At 38.6% G+C, this 25,617-nt stretch carries 25 protein-coding genes, 1 pseudogene and 2 riboswitches; of the genes and pseudogenes, 19 read left to right on the forward strand and 7 right to left on the reverse strand.

Annotated elements, in window-relative coordinates:
* Positions 1 to 2: 2 nt before the first annotated feature.
* The 3 genes from ACZ5N5_RS06765 to ACZ5N5_RS06775 are packed head-to-tail and all read right to left on the reverse strand — an operon-like array spanning position 3 to position 1,638.
* Positions 3 to 437, reverse strand: a complete 435-nt coding sequence (locus tag ACZ5N5_RS06765; protein ID WP_464373519.1) for a hypothetical protein — start codon at positions 435 to 437, stop codon at positions 3 to 5.
* Between the two features lie 13 nt (positions 438 to 450).
* Positions 451 to 1,431: a DJ-1/PfpI family protein gene (locus ACZ5N5_RS06770; RefSeq protein WP_277679330.1), complete on the reverse strand. Its 981-nt coding sequence runs from the start codon at positions 1,429 to 1,431 to the stop codon at positions 451 to 453.
* Positions 1,432 to 1,449: 18 nt separating this feature from the next.
* The gene (locus ACZ5N5_RS06775) at positions 1,450 to 1,638 is read right to left on the reverse strand and encodes an SHOCT domain-containing protein (RefSeq protein ID WP_464373520.1); all 189 of its coding nucleotides are present in this window, start codon (positions 1,636 to 1,638) and stop codon (positions 1,450 to 1,452) included.
* 177 nt (positions 1,639 to 1,815) lie between these two features.
* On the opposite strand from ACZ5N5_RS06775, the gene ACZ5N5_RS06780 reads away from it, so the two are divergent.
* From ACZ5N5_RS06780 to ACZ5N5_RS06805, 6 genes are all read left to right on the forward strand, one after another.
* Positions 1,816 to 2,502, forward strand: a complete 687-nt coding sequence (locus ACZ5N5_RS06780; protein ID WP_109983461.1) for a response regulator transcription factor — start codon at positions 1,816 to 1,818, stop codon at positions 2,500 to 2,502.
* Position 2,503: 1 nt separating this feature from the next.
* Positions 2,504 to 3,820, forward strand: a complete 1,317-nt coding sequence (locus ACZ5N5_RS06785) for a sensor histidine kinase (protein WP_464373521.1) — start codon at positions 2,504 to 2,506, stop codon at positions 3,818 to 3,820.
* 434 nt (positions 3,821 to 4,254) lie between these two features.
* Positions 4,255 to 5,415: a ParM/StbA family protein gene (locus tag ACZ5N5_RS06790; RefSeq protein WP_109983225.1), complete on the forward strand. Its 1,161-nt coding sequence runs from the start codon at positions 4,255 to 4,257 to the stop codon at positions 5,413 to 5,415.
* A gap of 9 nt (positions 5,416 to 5,424) precedes the next feature.
* The gene (locus ACZ5N5_RS06795) at positions 5,425 to 6,009 is read left to right on the forward strand and encodes a hypothetical protein (protein ID WP_054788137.1); all 585 of its coding nucleotides are present in this window, start codon (positions 5,425 to 5,427) and stop codon (positions 6,007 to 6,009) included.
* Positions 6,010 to 6,231: 222 nt separating this feature from the next.
* Entirely contained in the window at positions 6,232 to 7,410 is a 1,179-nt protein-coding gene (locus tag ACZ5N5_RS06800) for a glycerate kinase family protein (RefSeq protein ID WP_464373522.1), read from the forward strand.
* Positions 7,407 to 8,870 carry an SLC13 family permease gene (locus ACZ5N5_RS06805; RefSeq protein WP_464373523.1) on the forward strand — a complete coding sequence of 488 codons (1,464 nt, stop codon included), beginning with the start codon at positions 7,407 to 7,409 and terminating at the stop codon, positions 8,868 to 8,870. Before ACZ5N5_RS06800 ends, ACZ5N5_RS06805 begins: the two co-directional genes overlap by 4 nt.
* A 62-nt stretch (positions 8,871 to 8,932) precedes the next feature.
* Here ACZ5N5_RS06805 and ACZ5N5_RS06810 read toward each other — a convergent pair whose 3' ends face one another.
* Both ACZ5N5_RS06810 and ACZ5N5_RS06815 read right to left on the reverse strand, forming a co-directional pair.
* A complete protein-coding gene (locus ACZ5N5_RS06810) occupies positions 8,933 to 10,183 on the reverse strand; it encodes an oligosaccharide MFS transporter (RefSeq protein WP_464373524.1) in 1,251 nt (416 codons plus the stop codon).
* 16 nt (positions 10,184 to 10,199) lie between these two features.
* On the reverse strand, positions 10,200 to 11,186 hold the full coding sequence (locus ACZ5N5_RS06815) for a glycoside hydrolase family 43 protein (RefSeq protein WP_054788134.1): 987 nt from the start codon (positions 11,184 to 11,186) through the stop codon (positions 10,200 to 10,202).
* Between the two features lie 414 nt (positions 11,187 to 11,600).
* On the opposite strand from ACZ5N5_RS06815, the pseudogene ACZ5N5_RS06820 reads away from it, so the two are divergent.
* The 6 genes and pseudogenes from ACZ5N5_RS06820 to ACZ5N5_RS06845 all read left to right on the forward strand — a co-directional run bounded on the left by ACZ5N5_RS06820 (position 11,601) and on the right by ACZ5N5_RS06845 (position 15,855).
* A pseudogene (locus ACZ5N5_RS06820) lies at positions 11,601 to 12,357 on the forward strand (SDR family NAD(P)-dependent oxidoreductase).
* 16 nt (positions 12,358 to 12,373) lie between these two features.
* Positions 12,374 to 13,108 (forward strand): SDR family NAD(P)-dependent oxidoreductase, encoded by a 735-nt coding sequence (locus ACZ5N5_RS06825; protein WP_464367344.1) that lies wholly within the window; start codon positions 12,374 to 12,376, stop codon positions 13,106 to 13,108.
* A gap of 122 nt (positions 13,109 to 13,230) precedes the next feature.
* Positions 13,231 to 13,277, forward strand: a riboswitch (PreQ1 riboswitch).
* Between the two features lie 254 nt (positions 13,278 to 13,531).
* A complete protein-coding gene (queF, locus tag ACZ5N5_RS06830; RefSeq protein ID WP_054788133.1) occupies positions 13,532 to 14,032 on the forward strand; it encodes a preQ(1) synthase in 501 nt (166 codons plus the stop codon).
* A gap of 12 nt (positions 14,033 to 14,044) precedes the next feature.
* Positions 14,045 to 14,710 (forward strand): 7-cyano-7-deazaguanine synthase QueC, encoded by a 666-nt coding sequence (queC, locus tag ACZ5N5_RS06835; protein ID WP_464373525.1) that lies wholly within the window; start codon positions 14,045 to 14,047, stop codon positions 14,708 to 14,710.
* A 1-nt stretch (position 14,711) separates the two neighbouring features.
* On the forward strand, positions 14,712 to 15,254 hold the full coding sequence (locus ACZ5N5_RS06840) for a VUT family protein (protein ID WP_054788132.1): 543 nt from the start codon (positions 14,712 to 14,714) through the stop codon (positions 15,252 to 15,254).
* A gap of 88 nt (positions 15,255 to 15,342) precedes the next feature.
* Complete coding sequence (locus tag ACZ5N5_RS06845) at positions 15,343 to 15,855, forward strand: acyl-CoA thioesterase (protein ID WP_109983215.1); 513 nt, start codon at positions 15,343 to 15,345, stop codon at positions 15,853 to 15,855.
* A gap of 196 nt (positions 15,856 to 16,051) precedes the next feature.
* Here the strand turns inward: ACZ5N5_RS06845 and ACZ5N5_RS06850 are convergent, their stop codons facing one another.
* Entirely contained in the window at positions 16,052 to 19,672 is a 3,621-nt protein-coding gene (locus ACZ5N5_RS06850) for an endo-1,4-beta-xylanase (RefSeq protein WP_464373526.1), read from the reverse strand.
* Between the two features lie 168 nt (positions 19,673 to 19,840).
* Here ACZ5N5_RS06850 and ACZ5N5_RS06855 point away from each other — a divergent pair, with 168 nt between their 5' ends.
* The 5 genes from ACZ5N5_RS06855 (at position 19,841) to ACZ5N5_RS06875 (ending at position 23,133) form a co-directional block, all read left to right on the forward strand.
* Positions 19,841 to 20,554, forward strand: coding sequence for an MOSC domain-containing protein (locus ACZ5N5_RS06855; RefSeq protein WP_109983212.1), 714 nt, complete (start codon positions 19,841 to 19,843; stop codon positions 20,552 to 20,554).
* Between the two features lie 61 nt (positions 20,555 to 20,615).
* Positions 20,616 to 20,987, forward strand: coding sequence for a hypothetical protein (locus tag ACZ5N5_RS06860; protein WP_109983211.1), 372 nt, complete (start codon positions 20,616 to 20,618; stop codon positions 20,985 to 20,987).
* Positions 20,974 to 21,483 (forward strand): sigma-70 family RNA polymerase sigma factor, encoded by a 510-nt coding sequence (locus ACZ5N5_RS06865; RefSeq protein ID WP_054788126.1) that lies wholly within the window; start codon positions 20,974 to 20,976, stop codon positions 21,481 to 21,483. Before ACZ5N5_RS06860 ends, ACZ5N5_RS06865 begins: the two co-directional genes overlap by 14 nt.
* Positions 21,480 to 21,716, forward strand: coding sequence for a hypothetical protein (locus ACZ5N5_RS06870; RefSeq protein ID WP_054860066.1), 237 nt, complete (start codon positions 21,480 to 21,482; stop codon positions 21,714 to 21,716). Before ACZ5N5_RS06865 ends, ACZ5N5_RS06870 begins: the two co-directional genes overlap by 4 nt.
* Before the next feature lie 76 nt (positions 21,717 to 21,792).
* Positions 21,793 to 23,133, forward strand: coding sequence for a sodium-dependent transporter (locus ACZ5N5_RS06875; protein WP_464373527.1), 1,341 nt, complete (start codon positions 21,793 to 21,795; stop codon positions 23,131 to 23,133).
* A gap of 19 nt (positions 23,134 to 23,152) precedes the next feature.
* Here the strand turns inward: ACZ5N5_RS06875 and ACZ5N5_RS06880 are convergent, their stop codons facing one another.
* Positions 23,153 to 23,593 (reverse strand): OsmC family protein, encoded by a 441-nt coding sequence (locus ACZ5N5_RS06880; protein WP_109983208.1) that lies wholly within the window; start codon positions 23,591 to 23,593, stop codon positions 23,153 to 23,155.
* A gap of 86 nt (positions 23,594 to 23,679) precedes the next feature.
* A riboswitch (SAM riboswitch) is annotated at positions 23,680 to 23,786 on the reverse strand.
* 28 nt (positions 23,787 to 23,814) lie between these two features.
* Between ACZ5N5_RS06880 and ACZ5N5_RS06885 the strand changes: the two genes are divergently transcribed.
* A complete protein-coding gene (locus ACZ5N5_RS06885) occupies positions 23,815 to 24,003 on the forward strand; it encodes a hypothetical protein (RefSeq protein WP_277679122.1) in 189 nt (62 codons plus the stop codon).
* 199 nt (positions 24,004 to 24,202) lie between these two features.
* Entirely contained in the window at positions 24,203 to 25,570 is a 1,368-nt protein-coding gene (locus tag ACZ5N5_RS06890; protein ID WP_464373528.1) for an SLC45 family MFS transporter, read from the forward strand.
* The last annotated feature ends 47 nt before the right edge of the window (positions 25,571 to 25,617 follow it).

The following is a 25,617-nucleotide window of genomic DNA, read 5'->3' on the forward strand; positions in this document are numbered from 1 at the left end:
AGTTAGAAAAATAGGTGACGATTTGTCATCAAAAATAATGCAGCAACAATGGTTAAAAAGGTGAACCAACTATAGCAGATTAGTGGAGTTCGATATGTCAATAAAAGCTTCTCAGGCTGTTTAGTAAGAATAACCTTTTTTAGCTTAGCATGTATTATTCCTATCATGGCACCAATAAGGACAAGTAGTAGGATGGATGTCACAACCCATATGACAGACGGGTAGGGTGGATACCCTATAACCATCCAGCCACCAGTTAGGAGCAAAAAGGCTAAAGCATAATGTCCAACTCGAGTGAAGGCGAGAGTGGTTTTTAATCCGATTCTTAATTCATTGCCTGTAAGAGTATATAGCCACCTCAATATTATTGGAAGGCAAAGAAAGCTACCGAGGAGTAAGGCGCTAAGTACATGAGCAAATATTAAAAGTAAATACATGACGACCGCCCTCTCACAAACGATGTCCTGCTAATTTAGATGAGGGAAGCATACCGGCCTTTGCTTCCCCATGCATCTCATGACCATTGACTGAAACAGTACATTTTAGTGTGAGACGCATTGGCTTCGTTACTTTCATAGACCATCTTAATTGACTTCCATCCAACACAAGATTATCTAAGATGATTGAATCCCCTCCTTGTGTTGCTTTACCTGCTAGTTGTCCTTCTTTCATATATAGATTAAATAATACAGATTGGTTACCTACTGGGGTTGCAATCGTGGTATCCCATTTTCCAATAAAACGCTCTATTTCATTAAGCTGGATAGTCGTATCGATTACTTTTTCAGATTCTACTTGCTTACTTTCTTTAAGTTTTTCTCCTTCTTTTTTCCAAATTGTGCCTCTACGTTCATATTCAAACAATTGTTCTACAGCGAGTGCAATTTGTGGCCCTAGCTCTCGTTCCACAAGGTACAAAGCCACATCTAATCCTGATGTAACTCCACCTCCAGTTACTAAGTCGCCATCGTCTACGACACGAGCTTTTACGGCAATCGTGTTTGTTGCAGTTAAAAGATCCATTCCCATATGATGTGTAACGGCATGGCGACCCTCTAATAAACCATTCATGGATAAAATAAGTGAACCACCACAAACGGTAGTAATCAAAATATCTGGTGTCATCAACGCTTTTTTCAGAAGGCTGCTTAAATCTGTGTCAGCTGCTTTCTTTAATCTAGCAGGAATTTCATCCATTGTTCCGGAAGCTCCAGGAATAAGGATAAGTCCTTTGCGCGTTAAATCAAGCTTACTACTCGCTTGAAGGGTGATCTGATTTGAACCACTTAATACTGTACGCTCTCCTTCAGCAGATACAAGCTGTAGGTCAATGTCCTTTTTGGAGAACATGGCAGCAGCTTCAAACACTTCGAATGGTGCAATTACATCGAGTAAATCAAACCCATCAAATAATACAATTTGAATATTCATCGTTTTCCCTCCCGAATATTACTTTTTAATGAGATTTATCAGTCTTTGATACTCTGCTTCTTCCAATTCCCCTTTAGCTAACCGCTTTTTAAGTTCTAAGGTAGTATTTTGGTCAGTACGATAACGTTTTTGAATTTCAAAAACTCGAATAGCTACAAAACAGAAAAGCGTAAGACAGAATAAAAGACCATATGGAAAGAAATCCATTGAATAACCTCCTTTAGTTAATGATCATCTGAACCACATGGAAAGAATAACAATAAAATGTCTCAAATGAGGGTACAAAAATATCACAAAATCATCACAATACAACCTACTGAATTTGTTGCTTAATGCAAAAATGATAAACTTAAGATAAATGAAGTGGAGAGGGTAGGAACGATGATGGAGAAATTAGATACCGTTCTGGTCGTAGATGATGATGAAAGTATTGTGGCGCTATTAAGAGACTTTTTGGAGAATGCGTCCTTTTATGTGAAAACTGCTTTTAACACCGACGAGGCATTAGCTGTGTTTCATCAGAGTGTTGTTGATTGTATGATCCTTGATATCATGATGCCAGGTCAGAGTGGTTTTGATTTATGTAGGGAGATCCGGGAACAGAGTAATATCCCTATTCTTTTCCTAAGTGCTCGAAGTGACGATGTGGACAAAATTCGCGGCTTGGCACTTGGTGGGGATGATTATATAGTCAAAACGGCTTCGCCAGGGGAGATTGTTGCAAGGGTGAAGGCGGTTTTACGGCGATCTGGCTATAGAAAGGAACAGAAAAAGAAGGTTTTATCATATGGGTCGCTTCATTTGGATATGGCCTCGAGAGAAGTATTACTGGATGGTGAGAATATCATGCTCACACCTAAGGAATATGAGTTACTAAAATTATTTGCCGAACATCCCAATTACGTTTTTACTTATGATCAATTACTTGAAAAATTTTGGGACGGGGTCGGTGATAAACATACAGTTCGTGTTCATCTAAGCCGTCTTCGTGAGAAGATAGAGCTTGATCCAAATGATCCAAAATTCATTGTCAATGTATGGGGTGTTGGCTATCGATTTAAAGGAGAATAAAATGAAAACTATTCGTATTCGAAAGTTTACCATGCTAAGCTTATTCCTCATTCTTTTATTGCCATGGATATTTTATGTAGCTGCCAACTTTTTGGAAACAAAGTCGTTCAATATTAGTGGGGATGAAGCTAATCAAAAAGATATAGAGACAGTCGTTCAACAGATTGAGAAAAACTCAGGAAATTGGACAGATTTCGCTTGGCAAAACCAAATAAGCCAACAATTAGAAAAGATAAATATGGATGTGGTGATTCTATCTCCGTCCGATCAAGAAATTTTCCAAACAGATGATGAGGAGGTTTCAAAATTTAGGGTGAAAGAACATTTTTCAATTCTACAGGACGGAAAACTGCTCGGAAGGGTAGTGATATATCAATCAAATTCGAGAGTGATTCCTTTGATCGCAGCATTTGTAGGATTAATGCTTTCTTTTTTTATAGTTGGATTTGAAATGCGAAGATTTATTCTCAAACCGCTTGAGGAAATGAGCGGTAGTGCTCGAGAAATTGCGAATGGAGATTTGGATGTCAAGTTGCCATCGTCCCATATCACGGAAATAGCTGAGGTGAATGAAGGGTTTAAAGTGATGGTAGGCGGTCTTAAGGAAGCTTTCCAGAAGCAAGTGGAACTGGAAGAAGAGCGTCGTTTTGTAGTTGCTGCTGTTGCACATGATTTACGAACACCGTTATTCGCTTTAAGAGGTTATTTGGATGGATTGGAGCAAGGGATTGCGGATTCCCCAGAGAAAATGGCGGAATACCTGTCGGTTTGTAAAGAAAAATCAGCACAATTGGGTCGACTGGTAGAGGAACTTTTCACCTATACAAAGGCGGAATATTTAAACATTGAGCTTGAAAAAATAAAGGTTGACCTAGCCAGTATAGTACAGAGGTCGATTGGTAGTTTGGAAACACAAGCTGAAAGAAAGTTCATTTCTATAAGAGCTGGGGGTTTTGATGAGAATTGTCTGGTTATGGCAGATATACACTCATTAGAGCGTGTGCTAAATAACTTATTAGATAATGCGGTCAGATATACTCCTGAACACGGTAAGATAATGATCGATTGTTATAAGTGTAAAAATAAAGCTTTCTTTACTATCCGGGATACAGGAGCGGGCTTTACTTCTGAGGAGCTACAACGTGTGTTTGAACCTCTTTATCGTGGGGAAGCATCGAGAAATCGTTCAACAGGTGGAATAGGATTAGGATTATCGATATGTAAGAGATTGATGAAAAGACACGGAGGTGATCTGCTTGCAGATAATCATCCAGACGGAGGAGCAATCTTAAAAGGGTGGCTACCTTTAGTTAACTAATGTACATCTTTTCATTGCACTAAACTCCCAAAAGCCTCACATTTCTTCAAATTTCGAGATGATCAATCCCTTATTGTTGGATGTCATGCTTTTGGTAAAAAAAATAATTCTAGTTTTATGGAAATACATATTTTTTTAGGTAAAGAAACATTGCGTAAACATTACAGTACACAAGATTACAAAAATGTTTACGTGTACACATTTAACGTATACATGTTTACAAAAGTGTGTACATGTTGTAATATAAGGAAGTGTACACAAGTGTAAACAACATAAACATTTTCGTATACAAGTGAAGTCTTTCGTGAAAAGATTACAATTATCTTTCTTTTTTACGAAAACCATTGAAGGAATACAGATAATAAAATATTCTTTTTTTAAGGCTTTATTTTTAGAAAGAAGTCTAAAAGCAAATGATGAGAGGATGGATACATATGAGTCAATCAAGAATAGCAGCAATTGATGTAGGAAATGATTCGGTTAAAGCAATATTTGGAGAAATGGAAAGGGAAATTAACATTCCAAATATTGTTGCCATCGATACAGAAGACCGTCCAGTAATCGGAATTGAAGAGTTAGATCAGAAAGATCCTCTAGAAGGGTTGCACATTCGTATACACTCACCGGCATTAAAAGAGAATAACACTATTTATCGTGTTGGTCATTTGGCAACAAAGGCAGGAAATTCAACGGAGCTAGATCCTGGTAGCAGCAAATCACAGGAAGACCAAACATTAGTCATGTTATTTACTACCATTGCTTTAGATGCAGTAGAGGCGTTTAAGTCGAATACCAATCAAGTTGTTGATGCAAATTATACATTAGGAACAGGATTACCACTTCGAGAAGTGAAGGAAGGAAAAGATGCAGGCTATCGTTCCAAGCTGATAGGTTCCGTTCACCAGATCGAATTTCTAGTGACACCACAGCATCAAGGTAAGAAAGTAAACATAAAGTTTGATGAAGCAAAAGTATATCCGGAAGGGTTCGCTGCGTTTATTAATCTAGTGATGGATGAGGACTTGAAGATTATTAATAAGAAATTAATAGATAAGCAAATTCTTATTCAAGATATTGGCGGTTTATCTACCGATATTGCGGTGATTAGAAACAGAACTGTAGATGACGATAAAGCGCAAGGCTTTAACTTAGGAGTATCTGAATCACTGGAAACCATTCGTGAGGAAATTTTTACAAAGCATGGGGTCGAATTAGACAGTCGACGAGATGTCGTGGATATTATTACGAGAAAAAATGACCGAAATCACATCATGGTAAAAGGAAGTCGGACAAGCGTCCATGATATTACAGATAGAATTCTCTTAGAATTGGCAAAGAAACAATACCGTCTTTTACGAAATGTATGGCAAAAAAATTCACAAACCGAAATCTGTTATTTTGTCGGTGGTGGATCAAATGTCATTAAGGAATACTTAAAAACCTTAAACAACAATCTAGACGGCTACAATATCGAATTTTTTGAGGATGAAAAAGAAAGTATTTGGATGATGGCGAATGCTTACTATAAGCTGATTGCCGAATTTTTAAAGAAATCTAATAAAAAGGAACAGAAAAAAGCCTCTGCTCAATCATAAGGTGATAACATGAATAAAAATAATGAAATCAAAAGGGGTCAGACGATATCCTTTCGTATCCCTTCTGAAACTCCTGATTATATTTTAAAAGAATTACAGCATTTAAAGGAAAAAGAAAGACGGAATTTTTCGAGTAAAATAGCTGAGTTTGTCCTGAAGGGTGTAAATGAAGGGACATCGAAGGAACAAGAAACGATCACCATTCCACTTCCGAAACGCCTAACGAAGGCGCAACGTAATTGGATTAAGCATGAGCATTCCGAGGCATTGCTAGGAAGTATCATGTATCATCTGTTAAATGACCCAGTTCGCTCTACATCCCTACTCGCCTCCATGAATAGTAATGCTACAAATATTGATGAGGCATTATACTTACAGGAAGAGATGCTAGAAGAGTCTGAGCAACAAGAGCCAGAGCTTGAGAACGAGACAACTCGAACAAAAGTGAATCACAAAGAGCTTGACGATGATCTAGATGCGATTGATTGGAATGAAGCATTAAGCCAAACGCGTGATTCAGAAGAAGCAGAGGAGCCGGAAGAGGAAGACCTTGATGATCTCTTAGGAGACTTTTTAAGTAAGATGAATAAATGATTTATGCTAGAAAGCTTTTGAACGTCCGCTAATATGATTAGCGGACTTTTTTATGCGTTTGGAAAGTATAGAATTTTTGTAAGAAGTAATGCAACATAGCGAAAATCTTGAACAATTCTCATCTAAAACTAATGAACTTTTCATAATACTCTCATTCTTCTCTCATTTTTCAAAACTATAATCAATTTGAAATAAAAAAGATAAAGTGGGAGGCTATCAAGTATGAAGATTGTTATTATACCGTCAGGGTTCAAGGAGTGCTTGAGTTCAGAGGGGGTTGCTAAAGCCATGAATAACGGGATACAAAGGTTTGATCCGAATGTAGAAACAATGGTGATTCCCATGATTGATGGTGGGGAAGGATTTGCTCATACGATTATAAAGCTAAAAAAGGGGGAACTGATTTACCGAGAAGTAATTGGTCCGATTGGTGAAAAGGTTCGGAGCCATTTCGGAATATTTCAGGAAAATGGTAAAAAGACAGCAGTAATAGAAATGGCTGCTGTGGCTGGTCTAACGCTTATTCCTAGAAATAAGAGAAACCCTTTAAAAACAACTACGTTTGGTGTGGGACAATTAATAAAGTCTGCTTTAGATTTGGGTGTAGACGATATTTTGATCGGTTGTGGTGATTCAGGGACATCGGATGGAGGAGCGGGTATGGCAGAAGCCCTTGGAGTTCGTTTCCTTGATAAATATCATCAAGCATTAAATATTGGTGGTGGGGGAGACTTACATTCCATTGAAAATATCAATATCTCAGGCATAGATCCACGGCTTTCTAAAGTAAAAATCGATGTGGCATGTAACTGGTATAACATTCTTTGTGGGCCAAGAGGCGTAGCGCGTGTGTTTGCTCCCCAAAAAGGAGCGAACCCTGAAGAGGCTCAGCAATTGGCGCATAATTTAGAGTATTATGCTCAATTAATTTTACAACAAATGGAGGTGGATGTAAGAACAACGCCAGGAGGAGGGGCATCGGGAGGCTTAGGAGCAGGTCTAATGGCATTTACTGGTGCTACATTACATCCCCGTTTTGACATTATCATGCAATATATACAATTAGAAGAACATATCAAAAATGCAGATCTAGTATTAACCGCTGAGGGCTGTTTGGATTATCAAACACCGAATGGGAAAATACCAGCAGAAGTGGCACGGATTGCAGGAAATTTAGGAGTTCCTGTTATTGCCATTACGGGAACGATTGGGGAAGGAGCAAGCATTAATTATACGAATGGTATTCATGCATATACGAGTATTATTCAAAGTCCAACTTCTCTAGAAATAGCAATGAAAGATGCTTCAAGGTTAATCGCTGATAGTGCCGAGGCTGCTGTGAGGCAAATTCGCATCGGCTATCAAATGGCAAAACGTAAATATAAGCGAGAGATAATATGAATGCTACTACCAGAATTGAAAGAAGAAAATCTACTTCTTATCAGGTATTAAAAAAAACTCTTTTAGCGATGCCTAACTATTCCTATATTCTCTTAAGCTTATTTATAGTAGTATGCTTTGCGATCTTCTTTGCTAGTTCTTTAGATTACAAAGGCAAGGTAGCGCTGATTGTTTTTGTGATAGCGATGATCTTATGGATTACGACAAAGCTTCCTGCGGGTTATGTAGCGCTTGGAGCCATACTATCGATTATTCTTTTAAAAGGAGCAGACGCAAGCCTCTTATATGATTCTTTTTCATTAGAGATTGTTTGGCTGATGATAGGGGCTTTCATCATCGGGGAGGTGATAAAGGTTTCTGGTTTAGCAAATAGAATAATCACTAATATTATGAAGAACTCTGCTACTTCCAATAGTGTTTTATTTCATGTGCTGATAGCTTTACTTCCACTATCTATTTTCATTCCTTCTACATCGGGGAGGGCGGCGATAACATTGCCTGTTGTAAAGGAATTAGCTCCTTTCATTCAAGACGATAAACATAAACAAGTCCTTGCGATGTTTGTGCCGACTATCATTCTTATGACAACTTCAGCAACCCTTATCGGAGCTGGTTCCCATCTAATTGGTGTGGAGATATTAGAGAAAACAACTGGTGAAACGATTACTTATTTAAATTGGCTCATTTGGGGAGTGCCATTTGCTATATTTATTAGTTTTGTCAGTTATTTAGCTGTGAGACTTTTATGGATGAGAGGAAAGTCTACCCCTCTACTTTCCGTATCAAAGAAGCATTCTATTATTACAAAAAATGAAAAAATAACAGAAAAAGAAAAGAAGGCTTTAATTTTTATCGGGACACTGTTCCTTCTATGGGTGACAGAGGGCATTCACGGACATGATATCGGTTTTATTACAATCATGGGAGCATTAGTGTTTATGTCACCTAAATTTGGTCTTCTATCATGGAAACAAGGGGTAAAATCGGTATCATGGAATTTGATCTTATTTGTATCGGCAGCAACAGCATTAGGAATAAATCTTGTGGAAACAGGAGTTGTAGACTGGATTGAATCCTCTATTTTTCAGTTCGTGACAAGTTTTTCTAACTTTTCTGTTTGGGGAATGCTTTGTTTTATCTTACTTGTTTCCATTACAAGTCATTTGTATATTACTTCCCATACCACAAGAGCGATTGTTTTAGTTCCTGGGCTATTGATGCTTGGTACCTCGTTTGGTTTCAATGGAATCGCTGTTTTATTCTTGAGTTTAGTAGGGATGAATTATTGTTTAACCTTTCCGGTAAGTTCGAAAGCTTTGCTTGTTTATTTTGAAGAGGAAAAAATCAGTTATAAAGCAAAAGACTTAATGGGGTTAAGTTTTCTATTAATGCCGATATATTTTATTAGTATGCTACTATTTTATTACACCTATTGGAATTGGACAGGTTTGACCTTATAATAATGAAAACGGAACTGCCATATAGACAGCTCCGTTTTCATCAAGATTTCTTCATTTTGTCTCTAAGCAGCAGCTGCGCTTTTATTTTTTGTATAATATCTTTCACTTCTCATAATTAACGCCCCTACTACAACAAATGCCATAATAATGATTGCCATCACCACATATCCATTCTGGAATCCGATCGATCCATAAAGAGTACCCATTACGTAGGAGAAGATGGTAATTCCAACTTGTTTTGCGAAATTAAATCCAAGCATGTAGACGGTTGCTGATAGGCGAACATCAAATACGCCAGTGATATATTTCATAATCGAAACTAGCATTAAAGGCATTTCGATTGCTGCTAGTAATCTCCAGAATGCTAACATCCATACCTCTGTCAAATAAGCAGAACCAAGAACGCGGACAAATAACACGATTCCTGCTAGAATTAGTCCATTTTTAGCCCCGATTTTATTAATAAACCATGGAGCGAGGATCATAAAGCCTGCTTCCAAGAATACTTGTACAGAAGCAATACGACTAAAGACAAGCTCTCCTCGAGATGCATCATCAAAGAAGCTAGCAAAATAGTTCGGGAATTGCTGATCAAAAACATCAAACATTGTTGCAATCCCGATCATCATGATACAGAATCCCCAGAAGCTTCTATTCTTAAATACATTCAAAATATTTTCCTTCGTAACCGGTGATTCCTCTTCTTCTACCTCTGGTGCATGAACCTTCTCTTTTTCATCTTTTTTCACACGAAGTGCCCATAATAGCACACCAAGAATGACTGCAGATACGGTACACGCCCAAAAAATACTATATGGATTTCGAACAAACATGATACCACCGATGAATGCAGCAGTACCACCTGCTAGTGAACCGAATAAACGAACATGTCCATATTCGTAGTTACTGGCACGGGTTGACCGTTCGATGTAGGCTTCGACAACACCGACACCGCCATTTAAACATAAACTTAAGTATGCCCCACCAACAATGGCGCCAAAGATTGCGTTCATTTCTAGTAGTGGAAGAAAAGCAAATTGAACAAATGGTCCGATAAATAAAAGGCATAAAACAACAAAACCGAATAAATATTTTTTAAGACCTAATTTATCTTGGATAAGACCATAGATAGGTTCCAAAATAAGTGCAGTCACGGCCATAGCAGAGAACACTAGACCTGCGACGCTAGTGCTGAGGTTCGCTGTTTTGTCTAACCAAAATGGTAAAAAGGCAAATATTAATGCCCAGATCATGAAATAAAAGTAATACATCCCGCCAAAGTTCCAGAACTTTAACTGTTTTATGTTTTTCATTGCTGACTACTCCTTCTTATTTTAAGACTTCTGGTGTTTGTGGTGTCCATCTATCATCAGGAACAGGCTCTCCGAAGATAGGATTCCCTTGTTCATCCCATTCTATCTTTTGAGCTCTTGCTTGACGATTCGGTTCATAAAGTGGATCACCAACTAAATCGGTATAATTTCTTGCATGGTAAACTAAGATGGTTTCGGCGTCATCTTCAGATTCTGTAAAAGAATTGTGTCCAGGTCCGTATTGACTATTCTTTGGACAGCTTTGGAAGACTGGTTCCTGGCTTTTCGTCCATGAATTCGGATTCAATAAATCGTCATCTGCATTGGCAGTAAGTAATCCCATGCAATAATCAACACCAGTTGCACTTCCGGAATATGTGATAAAAACCTTTCCATTCTTGATTAAAACAGCTGGTCCTTCATTCACCCAAAAGCCTTTGATTTCCCAAGAAAGTTCCGGTTTTGTAAGCATGATAGGTTCTGTTTTTAATGTCCAAGGATTTTCCATCTTTGCAATATACAAATTGGAATGCCCTTTAATCTCTAAATCCTGCTGGGCCCATACATAATAGAGCTCGTCCTTGTGGTGGAAAATAGTTGCATCTAATGCAAAGGTAGACATGCCTGTCTCGACTTCCCCTTTTTCGACCCAGTTTCCTTCCATTGGGTTATCTGATGCGTTTTCAAGAACGTACATTCTATGGTTGAATGTATCATCATCAATGTTCGTGTCTGGAGCAGCAGCGAAATAAATATACCATTTGCCGTTTGCTCGATGAATTTCAGGTGCCCAAATTAATTCACTTAATGGACCGCTTTCATGCTTCCACCAAACAGCCACTTCCTTCGCGTCATGTAGTTCATTAAGCGTTTTCGCTCTTCTTAATACAATTCGGTCATAAAGTGGATGAGATCCTGTGAAATAATAATAGCCATCTGAGTGCTTATAAACGAAAGGATCAGCACGCTGTAAAACAATTGGATTCAATATTTTCTCACACATATTTAAACACCCCTAAGTAATGAAATTAGAAAGATTTGAAATAGTAAAACCTTTTCATAATGAACAATATCTTTCTATATAAGTAATTTTGTAAGTAATAGTTTGTGCAATGAAAAGGATAACACTTATACGTATAAGTGTCAATTAAATTTTTCAATAAGTTATTTGTATCTTATATCTAGTTAAATAAAGAATTAGTTATTGTTAATGTGGTGTGGCTTATCAGCTCTGGAATGGATGATTCGTACAACTATTTGAAAGCGTTTTACAATATGTTCGTATAAGAAGGGAAGAAATCATTAGTCTTTTATATTTAGATGTAAAATAATTTGATATTAAAATATTTAATGTTAAAATAAATAAAGAATTACTCAACTATAAGATGTTGCAATGATAAGAAAGGGAGTGCTTATATTGAGACTGGAAGGCAAAGTTGGAATCATAACAGGTGGTGCTTCTGGGATTGGCCGAGGAATCGCTCTTGCCATGGCAAAAGAAGGTGCACATATTGCGATAGTTGATATTAATGAAGAAAAAGGCAATCAAACCCTGAAGGACGAAGGACATATCGCAATATAAAGAGGGTATGCTATTTATTAGAGATATTTCGAAGAAAGCAAACATCCATCCAATCATTAATGAGGTTATCGATAAATTCGGAAAGCTAGATATTCTTGTGAATAATGCACACGCTTCTAAGCAGGCTTCTTTTGTCGAAACAACGATGGAAATGATGGAGCTGTCCTTTGGTACAGGCTTTTATCCAACCTTCCATTTTATGAAGGCTGCATACCCGGAGTTGAAGAAATCGAAGGGGAAAGTGATTAACTTTGCATCAGGTGCAGGAATCTCTGGTCAGCCAACCCAAACATCCTATGCTGCGGCAAAGGAGGCAATCCGTGCGATCACTAGAGTGGCTGCAAACGAATGGGGGCCAGAAGGAATTAATGTCAATCTTATTTCACCGATTGCTTTAACGGAAGGGGTAGAGGCTTGGAGTGAGAATCATCCAAAGCTATATGAACAAATGGTCAACAATATCCCGCTTCGTCGCTTAGGCCAACCAGAAGAGGATATCGGACGAACTGCTGTGTTTTTAGCAAGTGATGATTCCCATTATATTACCGGCCAAACCATTATGGTCGACGGAGGCTCTTTCAAAATTTATTAATCGAGGAGGAAAAGAAATGGGACGTTTAGACAATAAAATTGCAATAGTAACAGGTGGTGCATCAGGTATTGGTGAACAAATCGTGGATCTTTTTAGTCAGGAAGGAGCAACTGTTATTGCAGCAGATATCAATAAAGCTGCATTAGAGAAGGCGAACAACAAGGACAATGTAGTTGGAATGAAATTGAATGTTGCATCAGATGAGGAATGGGCGCAAGTTGCTAAAGAAATTAAGGAACGCTACGGCATTATTGATATTTTAGTAAATAATGCCGGGATCTCTTCGGAGAAAGCATTCAAGGATATCGATTTAGAGGATTGGCAAAAAATGCTCGCAATCAATGGATTTGGCCCATTTGCTGGGATTAAACATATCGCACCATACATGTCGGAACAAAAGCAAGGCTCCATTGTAAATATTTCTTCGTATACTGCTCAAATCGGCCAAGGCTTTAACCATTACTCTGCTTCTAAGGGTGCTGTACGGGCACTATCCAGAGCAGCTGCTACCCAGTTTGGCAGAAGTGGAGTTCGTGTAAACGCCCTTTTTCCAGGGATTATCGATACACCAATGACTCAAGGCTTATCTGAATCAAGAGAATTATTAAACCAATTAATACAAGCCACCCCACTACAACGATTAGGAAAGCCAGACGATATCGCAAAAGCCGCCTTATTCCTAGCTTCAGATGATTCATCTTATATTACAGGTGCAGAAATTGTAATTGATGGAGGCTTTTCTGCTCAATAGAATAAGCTAAAACCAGTCACGAGAGAGGTGGCTGGCTTTAGATGTTGGTTTAGTTAATTCTAGCTTACCACATTGACAACCCTCGTCATCTCCTATATTATAGTTAGGAAAAGAATACTCGAACGGAAGAGGTTCATAGCTGAAACCCTCTATAAAAAACTATGGATGTTACGAGAATGCCATGTCCATATTAGGATGTGGCTTTTTTGTATGTTAGGAAAAAATAAAATTTTTGCAAGAAGTAATGCCATGAAGCGGAAATTTTGAAGTCCAAAGTAGTAAAAAAGCTAACGCATCTGCTAAAAGGGAGCGAATGCGAGGTTTTCTAGTACGTTAGGGCGAGCGGCCTAATATCCGAAGTGAAAATAGTTTAGCTATGAACTTTCTTGTCATGTTTGGGAGCAGGTACAAGGAGGTTTTTTTATGTCTGGAAGAAGTCATGAACAAGGATTGCAAGACCTAAAGCAATTAGGGAATCAAGATACACAATATAAGGATGATTATGCCCCTGAGGTGTTAGAAGTAGTGGATAATCTACATTCTGATCGCGATTATTTTGTGAAATTTAATTGTCCAGAATTCACGAGCCTATGTCCGATTACAGGTCAGCCTGATTTTGCGACAATGTATATTTCTTATATACCAAATCAGAAGATAGTTGAGAGTAAATCGCTGAAGTTATATTTGTTTAGCTTTCGAAATCATGGGGATTTTCACGAGGACTGTGTCAATATTATCATGAATGATTTAATTCAATTACTAGATCCTCGTTATATAGAGGTTTGGGGTAAATTTACTCCGCGTGGTGGTATATCGATTGATCCATGGTGTAATTATGGAAAGCCAGGGACGAAATATGAGGAAATGGCAACACATCGCCTAATCAATCATGATTTAAATCCTGAAAAAATTGATAATCGTTAAAGGGGATTGCATATGAAGCAGGATAAAGCAATTGTTGTTTTTAGTGGTGGTCAGGATAGTACGACTTGTTTGTTTTGGGCCAAGGACCGTTTCAAAGAGGTAGAAGCGGTAACCTTTGATTATGGTCAGAGACACGCTCTGGAAATTGAGTGTGCAAAGGAAATTGCAGAAGAGCTTGGAATCAAGCATCATATTTTAGACATGTCCCTTCTTAATCAGCTAGCACCAAATGCATTGACTCGTGAGAGCATGGAAGTAGCAGAAGGGGAGGAGGGGGAGCTCCCATCCACCTTTGTGCCAGGAAGAAATTTGCTTTTTTTATCCTTTGCGGGTGTGTTGGCGAGTCAAGTAGGAGCAAAGCATCTCGTGACAGGTGTCTGTGAAACGGATTTTAGTGGTTATCCAGATTGCCGTAATGTTTTTATCAAATCATTAAACGTTACGTTAAACCTTTCCATGGACGATAATTTTGTTATTCATACGCCATTGATGTGGCTCGATAAGGCGGAAACGTGGGAGCTTGCAGATCAACATGGTGCACTGTCGTTCGTTCGGGAGAAAACATTGACATGCTACAACGGAATAAAAGCAGACGGATGTGGGGAATGTCCAGCATGTAAGCTTCGTAACAAAGGGTTGGAGCAATACTTAGAAGCGAAGAAAACGGAGGAATTATAGTATGTTAAGAGTGTTTCTATATTTACTTTCTATTGTAACGGCAAATGTCGTCACAGCGGCATTGATGCCATTGCAATTTGGTATTTTTATTATTCCAATGGGAACCTTGTTCATCGGAGCAACTTTTATTTTTCGTGACCTGGTTCAAAACAAGTATGGAAGAGGGAAGACTTATTTATTTATTCTGACCGCATTAATATTATCTGCTATCGTTTCAGCATTGCTAGGTGATTCATTAATGATTGTCGCGGCATCTGCACTTTCATTTATTATCTCAGAAACAGCAGATACTGAGATTTATACGCGATTGAAGTTACCGATCGCCTGGCGCGTGTTTTACAGTGGAATAGTCGGTGGCTTTTTCGATTCTGTTGTATTTGTCCTAGTTGGACTAAGCCCACTTGGAGCTGGAATGCTTCCTTGGGAGGCTGTGCCAGCAGCGATCCTTGGACAAATCATCGCCAAAACAATCATTCAGATGATTGGTGCGATCATATTGAATCAAGTATATATAGTGAAACAAAAAGATATGGTAGCAGAGTAAAGTAGGAGAGTTGTCCGATAAGGATGACTCTTTTTTCATGAAATTGGGGTAAACTAAATATACTGTTATAATAAGATGAGGTGATGGAATGGAAAAATCTTTTGTACGAGAATCATTAGCAATTAAGGTATGTCATGTATTCATTTCCGATACGAATAATCATGGAACGCTTTTTGGTGGCAAACTAATGAGTTATATTGATGACATTGCATCCGTTTCCGCGATGAGGCATTCAAGAAAACCTGTTGTTACAGCGTCTACTGACTCAGTTGATTTTCTAGCACCTATAAGCACTGAAGAGTCAGTCTGTTTAGAGTCCTTCGTCACATGGGCAGGAACTAGCTCGATGGAGGTTTTTGTCAAAGTGATAGCCGAAAACCTTTTAACAGCCGAGCGAACCATTGCGGCAACAGCTTTTTTAACTTTTGTAGCCGTTGGGGAAGATGGGAAACCAGTTCCAGTCCCAGGCGTTATACCAGAAACAGAAGAAGAAAAATACTTACACCGAACAGCAGAACAACGTGTCGAAGCAAGGAAACAAAGAAAAGCATCAAGTAAGGAATTAGCACAGTATATGGATAAAAGTAAGCTGTGGGAGTAGTTGCAAAAAAGTAGGAGCAACTTGCAAAAAATTCGCTCAGCTGCAAAAAAGTGGGAGCAAGTTGCAAAAATATTCACACAGACGCAAAAAAGCGGAAGCAACTTGCAAAAAAAATCCACGCAGCTGCAAAAAAGCAAGACCCACTTGCAAAAATCAAAAGCACAGCCTCCCTCGTTACGACGGAGGCTGTGAATAATTAAATCTCTCTCTTCCTCTTTCTCTTAAACAAGAAAGTACTTGCTCCTATCAGTATTAAAATCAATCCACCTAATAAAAAGTTGAACGTACTAGTCGAGGTATCTGGTAATTCCTTCTCATCCTTAGCGTCAACCATCGTTTCCATATCTTCTTCAAATACGGTAAATGTGCTAAAGTGATCGATTTTTGCTGTCACGTTGCCATTCTTATATTCTCCGCCTACTACTTCCCATTTCTCTAATTGTGGATTTAAATAGAAGATTTTTAGAGAATTTGAGTGTTCGGCCACGGCTTTGTTGACAACAAAGGAAACTATGATATTAGAATCAAATTCACTTATTTCCTTGTCGCCTTGAATGATGTTGAAATCATAGACGGCACTTAAGGCATCTTCTATTTGTTCTAATTTTTGGAGAATAATGTCCACAGCTTGATTGCCGTTTGTAAAAATGGATGCAGGTATTTGAAGGGTGACGTCCTTCTTTTTTATCATGATTAACGCATGAAGTTGCTTTAACAGCTTCACTTGCTCCTCTGTAAAAGAAATGGCTATCGAAGAGCTATGTTCGCTTAAATCAATAATTAATTCAACATTATATGCTAATTGGTCGAAAATGGCATCATTCACCGTGGCCTGATTATCCTCTACCTTTGGTTTGGTTATAACATTGGGTTCAAGCTCCGGTTTTTCCTGAGATGGATTTTTCGGAGTTGGTTCATCATCCGGCTTTTCGATGTCTGGTTCCTCAGGGGTTTCCACACCTTTCAGAGTTAATTCACCAAAAACTGATGTATCCTGATAGCTTGTGCCTGTGGTATCATTCCAAGTTGCGATACTTTGGCGCGCACCTTCATTTCCATCATTAATTTGGACATCGAATCCAATTTTTGTTTCATTTACTGGTGTGATTGTTTTAAAAGGAATCTTAACCTCAACGATATAACCATCATGCGTTTGGTTTGTTGCAGACTTAAACCCTTCGGCAATACTTCCAGGATTAAAAGATGCTTCGTTGTCAAAATTAACTCGGTATTGCCCGTCATCCACTTCGTAATAAGATGTCTTCCCATTGTTCTCATCGACAAAGACTTCAATGGAATCCTGCTCCCAGGCATTTTCACTTGTTTTATCAAGTGCAGAATCCTTTACTTCTACTAGTACATATAAATTTTCCTTATCCCAGAGTGCTTTTGCAGTACCATTTGCCCCTTGCCATGCCATTTGATACCGATTCACTGGAAGCTCGGCTGCATTGCTCCATGAATCATCAACTGTACCATCGATCTTCGGAGCCCCGAATGCTGCGGTGCCTTGATTTGCTTCTTTTTCCTCTGGCTCATGCTCAGCGAGGAATTTTTCTGGATCGATGACGGCATAATAGGCTGGTTTTGCTTGTAAATTTTTATCAAACAATAATGGGCTTTGTTCTGCTCTCCAGCTTGTAGTATCATTCAATCCCCAGAAGGTAACACGAGAAATATGCTTCTTGTGTTCCTTATAGAGCTTAAACAGCTGGGCATATAAATAGCCCTGCGCATTTGCCTGTCCCTCCGTAAGTTCATTATTAGTACCAGCTGTAATGTCTAGCTCAGTCACCCCGACTTCTACACCGAGAGAAATAAACTTTTCTAAAGAACGTCGGACATTTTCAGGGTTTGTATTCAAATTATAGTGTGCCTGCATGCCAATGCCATCAATCAATAGCTCTCCGTTATTTTCTGCTCCATAGTTTTCGTTAATCTCTTTGACCATTTGGTAGATTGCTTCTGCTTTATTTTGATTATCATCATTATAATCATTGTAGTATAGTGGAATATTCCAGTCGTTTTCTTCTATTACTTCTTTTGCTGCACGAAAAGCCTGTTCAATATAATCAGGTCCAATAGCCTTATACCAGCCAGATTGGCGTAAGGATGCCTTCCAATCAGATGGATTCGGAGGATTATCGTTCATCGCCTCATTCACGACATCCCATGAGATTACATTTGGACCAAAGTGCTCCACTGTTGTTTGGACATGCTTTCTTAGATTGTTTAGTGCCTCTTCTCTGCTCAATGGTTGACCATTTTCGTCAGAATGGAGCCATTCCTCTGACTGCTGGTGCCAAACAAGCACATGTCCATGGATTTGAAAGCCTTCCTCTAGTGCTTTGTCTACAAGCTCATCTTCTGCTGTAAAATCAAATTTTCGCTGCTCATTATAAGCATAGGCTGGCTTCATCGCATTCTCGGCTGTTACTAACTGATGGTGCTTTTTTAAAAGCTCGAGTCGAGAGCCTTCCAATTCTGCGGTGGAAATAGCATTACCGATGAGAAAATCATCCTTGTAGACATCCTTTATAGAAGGTAAATCCTTCTCAATATCCGTACCACCAGAATTAGCTGGTTCAAATGTAATATCATCCATATAGAAGGAAGCTGTACTGCTTGTGCTCTCGACATAAATGGTTAAGTAACCATCTCCTGTACTACTATATCGATAACTCCCTTGTAGCTGTACCCAGCCATCTTCTGTAGTGATCGTTTTTCCATCCAAATTATGATAGCTTGCATTGTCACCTTGCCCAACCTGTGTGGAAAGCTGTAACTCAGTGCTTTCTTCTGAGAGCAGCTTCACCCACACAGAAATGTTGTATTCCTCTCCCGTATCTATATATGGATCGACTCGCAATGCGGGACCGTGCCATGTCTCTGTTCTTTCTTCTACTTTTAGTGCAAAGGAACCGCCTTCTGTGTGATTAGCTTCATCGGTTACAGCCAGAACTTCTGTACCAGATCTACCCTCGATTCCTTCCATTGATTGGTCCTCATAATCGATGGTCGAAAATTGTTGGACAGGAGGCTCTTGCTCTTCTGGAGCTGGACCACCAATCCATTGCGCGATTTCCTCGAGCGTTGTATCCATTAAGACATAATGTCGACCCATTGAATAAGGACTGCCATCTGGATAACCTACTTTAAAGGCATATTTTATACCATTTTCTTTATTAGCTGCTTCTGCTTCCCCGTTGTAAGTACCATATGGATATGCCATAAGTACAGGATCTTTGTTAGTGATAGATTTCAAATATTGATTAGCTGCAGCAATTTCAGCTGATGCTTGCTCTATGGCAATCTCTTCATGCCAAACGTTCTCTTGATCATGTGTTTTCGAATGGTTTTCTAGACTGATGCTTTCTTCATTTACAAGACTTTCTAACTGATCCTTTGTCATGCTATAATCTCCATCAATCCAATCACTAACAACAAATAGCACGGCCTGCATGTTATATTGCTTCAAAATAGGTAGTGCGTTTGTTATGAAATCAGGAGTAGCATCATCAAAGGTTAACAAGATTGGTTTTTCTGGAGCTTTTTCCTCCCCATTCATGATACGAACATATTGCTCTGACGATAACGTATTGTAGCCATTCTGATGCAAATATGCCATGGTTTCTTTAAATTTTTCCAAACTAGTATCTGTCCATTCAATTGTCGGATTCTCCGCGATCCGATGATAAAGAAGGACAGGGATATCTTCCTTTTCCTGAGCATGGATAGTAGAGGGCATCCATCCAGCTGGTAAGACTAATAAAGATATAAGCAGTAATGATGTCATTTTCTTAAAATTCTTACTCATTAAGCAATCTCCCTTCTTTTTAAACGCTTACATAAAAGCCACCACTCTTATTATATCGTTTTGATTTTTAACAGATAACCAGAAAAATTAAAGAAGCTTCTTTAAAAATTTTAGAAATTTCCATAGAATAGATATTACCTTACATAATTCTGTCAGAGGAGAGATGAAATGAACCCACCAATTATTCGAAAATTATTAACAGGCAAAGTGAAAAAATTAGGAAGTCCAGAAGCTAAAGACAAAATGGATCGTGAATGGGAGAGTGCTATTTTTAAGCAAAGTGTAGAAGGGAGGAAGTGGCTTAGCAAAACGGGACTAGCAGGTGATGAGGTAGCAGATACGAAAAATCATGGTGGTCTGGAAAAAGCAATTTTTGCCTATTCAACCCATCATTATGACTATTGGCGCAAAGAACAAGGGATAGAAAAGATTGGAATAGGTGCAATGGGGGAAAATTTAGCGGTAGAATCTTTAGATGAACAGCGTGTTTGTATAGGAGACACCTACCGATTTGGTGAGGCAGTTATCCAAGTGGCTCAACCGAGAAGGCCGTGCTGGAAGCCTGCAAGACGATATCGCATCATGGATTTTGCTCTGCAGATACAGGAGACAGGTAGAACAGGGTGGTATTTTCGCGTATTGGAAGAAGGCTATGTTCAAGCAGAACAGGAATTAATTTTGCTAGAGCGACCTTACCCTAAATGGACGATTGCTCAATGTAATGAAGTGATGTATCGTAAAAAAGATGATTTAGCTCTCGTAGAGGAACTAGCTTCCTGTCCATTCTTAGCGGAAAGCTGGAAAGAGACCCTGTCGAAAAGGTTGAAAGGAAAGAAGACATCCTCTAGTGATAAACGTGTATTTGGTCCAAATAAAAATTAGAAGTGAACCTTTCTATCTACTTACTTGTATAAGTAAGTAAAAGAAGGAAAGGAAGGACAATATGACATTAGGTTGGTTAATCAGTACAGTTGTTGTGGTGATCTTAGGAAATGTTTTCGCAATATTTATCGCTACGTTAAACAAAAAGGTGGTCAAGGATTCACAAGGCAAAATTGATTTTAAGAAAACAGATATTTATTTTCAATGGACGAGATGGGATAATATTAATATTGTAGTTGCAGGATATACGTATCTCTGCCTGATTGGTTTATGTATTGTTTTACTTCGCGGAGATAATATTGAAAGCCCTTGGGTGCAATTTTTTCTTCATCAGACCGCTATATTTTCTTTACTCACCATTATTTGGCTTATCTCTAGAATTGTTTATGTACTTAAGGGAATAAAAAAACGGTGGCCAGATGAATTTGAATAAGGCGGAGCAAGAAGAACAATACAGCCTTGAGGAATTGTTCGTTTCTTACAAAACCCCTATCTATCTTTTTATCTACCGTTACTGTCAGGAGGAGCAGCTAAGTATTGATATCGTCCAGGATACCTTTTTGCGTTTTCATAAATATCAACATCAATTTGATGCGAGAAAATCCTCGATCAAGACCTATTTATTTCGCATGGCCTATCAATTGATGATTAATCGGTTGAATAAGAGGCAACGCTGGAAGAAGCTTTTGCCATTTTTATACCAGCAAGAAGCCCAACATGAAAGCATGTCGTCTATTGATAAACTTACGATCCAAGAAGCTATCAAGCAATTACCTGAGCATCAGCGTGCAATCATTTTATTAACCTATTATCATGATTTAAGTCAAAAAGAAATTGCGAAAATACTAGAAATACCTATTGGGACCGTCAAATCAAGATTACATGCTTCGTTGAAAAGATTAAAAGAGCTATTGGAGGGAACGGCATGAATAAAAAAGAAATACCAGAAGAGCTCAAAGAAAGGTTAGAGGAGTTTCATGTAGAAATCCCTCAGATACCACTGAAAAAAAACAAGCTAGATCAGCTAGCAGACTGGATCTGTAAGCCTGTGAAGAGTCCTTTGGAGTTCCTTTCCATACATGAGAAGTCTACGATCAAGCTTGGTTTATATCCATTGTTTGCGATATTCATCCTACTTCTACCTACGATGTTTTTAATCTAATCAAGGAACAATCCTACACTTCCCTTAAGACCATATAAAGTTTATAATAGTCTTTATATGAAAAGGAGTGTTTGCGATGCGTGAACAATGGTCATCCAAAATTGGGTTTATTATGGCTTCCGCTGGTGCTGCGATTGGACTAGGTGCCATTTGGAAGTTTCCATATCAGGCAGGACTAAATGGAGGAGCAGCATTTTTCCTATTATTCATTGTCTTCACCCTTGTGATTGGATTATCGATGCTAATATCAGAATTTGTAATTGGGCGTGGCGCGAAAAAAGAAGCGATCACGGCTTATAGAACCTTAGCGCCAAATAGCCATTGGAAAATGATCGGTCAGCTAGGTGTATTAGGCTGCTTTCTATTGCTTTCCTTTTATAGTGTGGTAGGTGGTTGGGTCTTGATTTATAGTGCTCAGTCTATTGTTGGTCAAGTAATTAAGGATGGAGCGAATTATGAGCAATTATTTGGCGCTGTCACCTCCTCGCCCGTCATTACGTTAACAGGGTTAGCGCTGTTTTTACTCATTAATGTTGCTGTCATTTCTTTTGGAATAAAGAATGGGATTGAAAAAGCGAATAAATATATGATGCCATTATTGTTTTTATTTTTTATTATCCTTGTCGTTCGTTCCCTCACTCTACAAGGGGCTGCGGAAGGGATCTCTTTTATTCTAAATCCAGATTTTTCTAGCCTAACAGGAGAGGGAATTCTCTATGCGCTTGGTCAATCCTTTTTTGCTCTAGCAGTGGGTTTTTCTTGTATGGTTACCTATAGCTCTTATTTAGGAAAAGAAGTGAGTATCCCGGCATCTGCTTCCTCTGTTGTCGTGATGAATATTTTCGTCTCCTTATTAGCGGGATTAGCTATTTTCCCGGCAGTGTTTGCCTTTGGAATTGAGCCTACAGAAGGGCCGGGCTTATTGTTTATTATTTTGCCGACAGTATTTGCTCAAATTCCTTTCGGGGAAGTATTCTTCTGTCTATTCTTATTATTATTTTTATTTGCGACTTTAACGTCCTCCTTTAGTTTATTAGAAATTATCGTATCTGCCTTCACGGAAAATGGAAAAAGATCGAGAAAGAAAGTGACCTGGATTTCAGGACTTGTTATGTTCATTGCGGGTATTCCAGCAGCCCTGTCCTCCAGTATTCTAAAGGATTTCATGGTCTTTAATAAAACAGTATTTGATGCAACAGATTATTTAGTGAGTAATATTTTGCTACCACTCGGAAGCTTACTTATTGCGATGTTTATCATTCATCGAATGGATAAAGCGCTGGTGGAAGAGCAGTTTAAGATGTCTAACAACCTATCCAATGGCTGGTATCAAATCTGGAGAGTTGTCATGACTTGGATTGTACCGGTCACGATTCTCATAGTGTATGTGAATTTGATCGGGATATGGAAGTTATAACCATCTCAAGGAGAGATGGTTATTTTTTTATGACAGTGGTAGAGGAAAGATTAACAAGGTTTTGAATCGTATCACCTACTGGACAATGCTCCTCTAAAAATGTGACAAATTCCTCCACTTTTTCTTTTGGAGCATCAGTATCAATGTAAAAGGTTGAGCTTATTTCCGAATATCCTGGGCGCACATCCCCCTTATCGAAAAATCCGTCCAGATCAATATCCCCTTCTAATTCAACACGGAAATTCTTTAGATCAATATCAAATTTTTCAGCATACGTACGTGCCACAATCGATTGGCAGGATCCTAATGCAGAAAGTAATAATTCTACTGGGTTCATTGCAGTATCAGTGCCACCAAGGGATGCAGGTTCGTCAACCATCACCTTATGTCCTCGGGATTCCGTTTCTACTAAAACCTTTTCCTTTAATGTTGCTGTTGCTTTAAATGTGTGAATAGCCATGCTTGTTTCCTCCTAAAGTAAGATGTGAAAAAGCCCTTCTCTAAAAAGGGGAGAAGGGCTGATTACCGATAGTATAATTGCTTTCCTTCTCATCTTTCGTATTAAAATACGTCTGAAGTTGGCACCATACTTTGAATAAAAGTTGGTTGCCGAGAGATCATAGGGTCAGTCCCTCCCCCTCTCTGGATGAGAAATATCCATATAGTTTCATAGACTATATCATGAAAAAAGAAAAACATCAACTTAGTGAAGAACAGGTTGTCGAAAAAATATATTTTGCTCATCTCGCTATGGAGAGGAGAGATAGTCAAGATAAAAAGATATATCTTGGCAATCTAGCTAGGAAGAGGAGCGTTCACCAAGATATATTGCAAACAGCCCCTCATATGCTAATCAAAATAGATTTATAGAAAAAAGAAATATTAGGAACATTAATGCAATCGATTGCGCTATAAAATAATTTCAGATATAATATGAATTGCTCGATTAAAAAAGTAATAGTATTTATATATCGTAACAAAAAACCATTTAGAACAAATGAAAGCTTATGTGCAATCGATTGCATTTTGAAAGCGGATAAATGAGAGGTTTAGGTTTAAGGAGGATATTATGTTAGCAGAAGAAATTAAGACAGAAGAAGAAAGCAATGTAAAACAACAATTACCGAATCTACCAATCAGTACGATATGGTTGATTAGTTTTGGTTTTTTAGGAGTACAAATGGCATTCTCCTTGCAAAGTGCCAACATGGGGCGAATTTTTCAAACGATTGGAGCAGATCCTACTAAATTAGGATTTTTCTTTATATTACCGCCACTTGCAGGGTTAGTCGTTCAACCGATTGTTGGTTATTTATCCGATCGAACGTGGATGCCGAGGCTCGGCCGGAGAATCCCTTATTTACTAGTTGGTTCCATTGTCTCTGTAATAGTTATGTGTTTATTGCCGAATGCGGGAAGCTTTGGTTTTGGGTTTGGTTCCATGCTTGCTTTAATGTTTGGGGCGGTAACGATTTTATTTATGGATCTCTCATCTAATGTTGCAATGCAGCCATTTAAGATGATGGTAGGAGATATGGTCAATGAAAAGCAAAAAGGATTCGCTTATTCGATTCAAAGCTTCCTATCGAATAGCGGGGCTGTTTTAGCTTGTATTTTCCCATTTTTACTAACTGCAGTAGGTATTTCCAACACTGCGCCTAAGGGAGTTGTCCCACCATCAGTGGTTATTTCCTTTTATGTCGGTGCGGTAGTTCTAATCATTTGTAGTTTATTTACGGTATTTAAGGTGAAGGAATATTCCCCTTCGGAATATGCTCTTTACCACGGAATAAGAGAAGATGCGCATAAGAAAAAAACGAGTATGTTTGGCTTACTCCGCAGTGCTCCAAAAGTATTTTGGACAGTTACACTTGTTCAATTGTTTTGTTGGATGGGCTTTCAATATCTTTGGACATATGGTACAGGTGCTGTTGCGGCGAATGTGTGGAATACGACAGATCCTTCCAGCTCTGCTTATCAAGCTGCAGGTAACTGGTTCGGCATCTTGTCCGCAGTACAATCCGTAGCTGCAGTACTATGGTCACTTGTACTATCACGTATTTCTAACCAAAGAAGAAAGCTGGGTTATGCGATTAGTTTAGTGCTTGGAGGAATCGGATTTAGTTCCGTATTCTTTATCCAACATCAATGGCTTTTAGTTATCTCCTTTACCCTAATAGGAATCGCTTGGGCAGCCATGATGACCTTTCCATTTACGATTCTTACAAATGCATTAACAGGGGAAAATATGGGGACATATCTCGGTTTGTTCAATGGTAGTATTTGTTTACCACAAATTATTGCCTCTTGTGTAAGCTTTGCCATTTTTCCATTACTTGGGTCGTCGATGCCTGCCATGATCTTATTATCAGGAATTTTCCTCATAATTGGGGCATTGTCGGTTGGAACAATCAGAGAAACCTTAGCAAAATCGTAAGGGAACAGATAAGCATGGACGAACATATAAAAAATGGATACATCCAT

Source organism: Gracilibacillus sp. JCM 18966 (assembly GCF_055392695.1).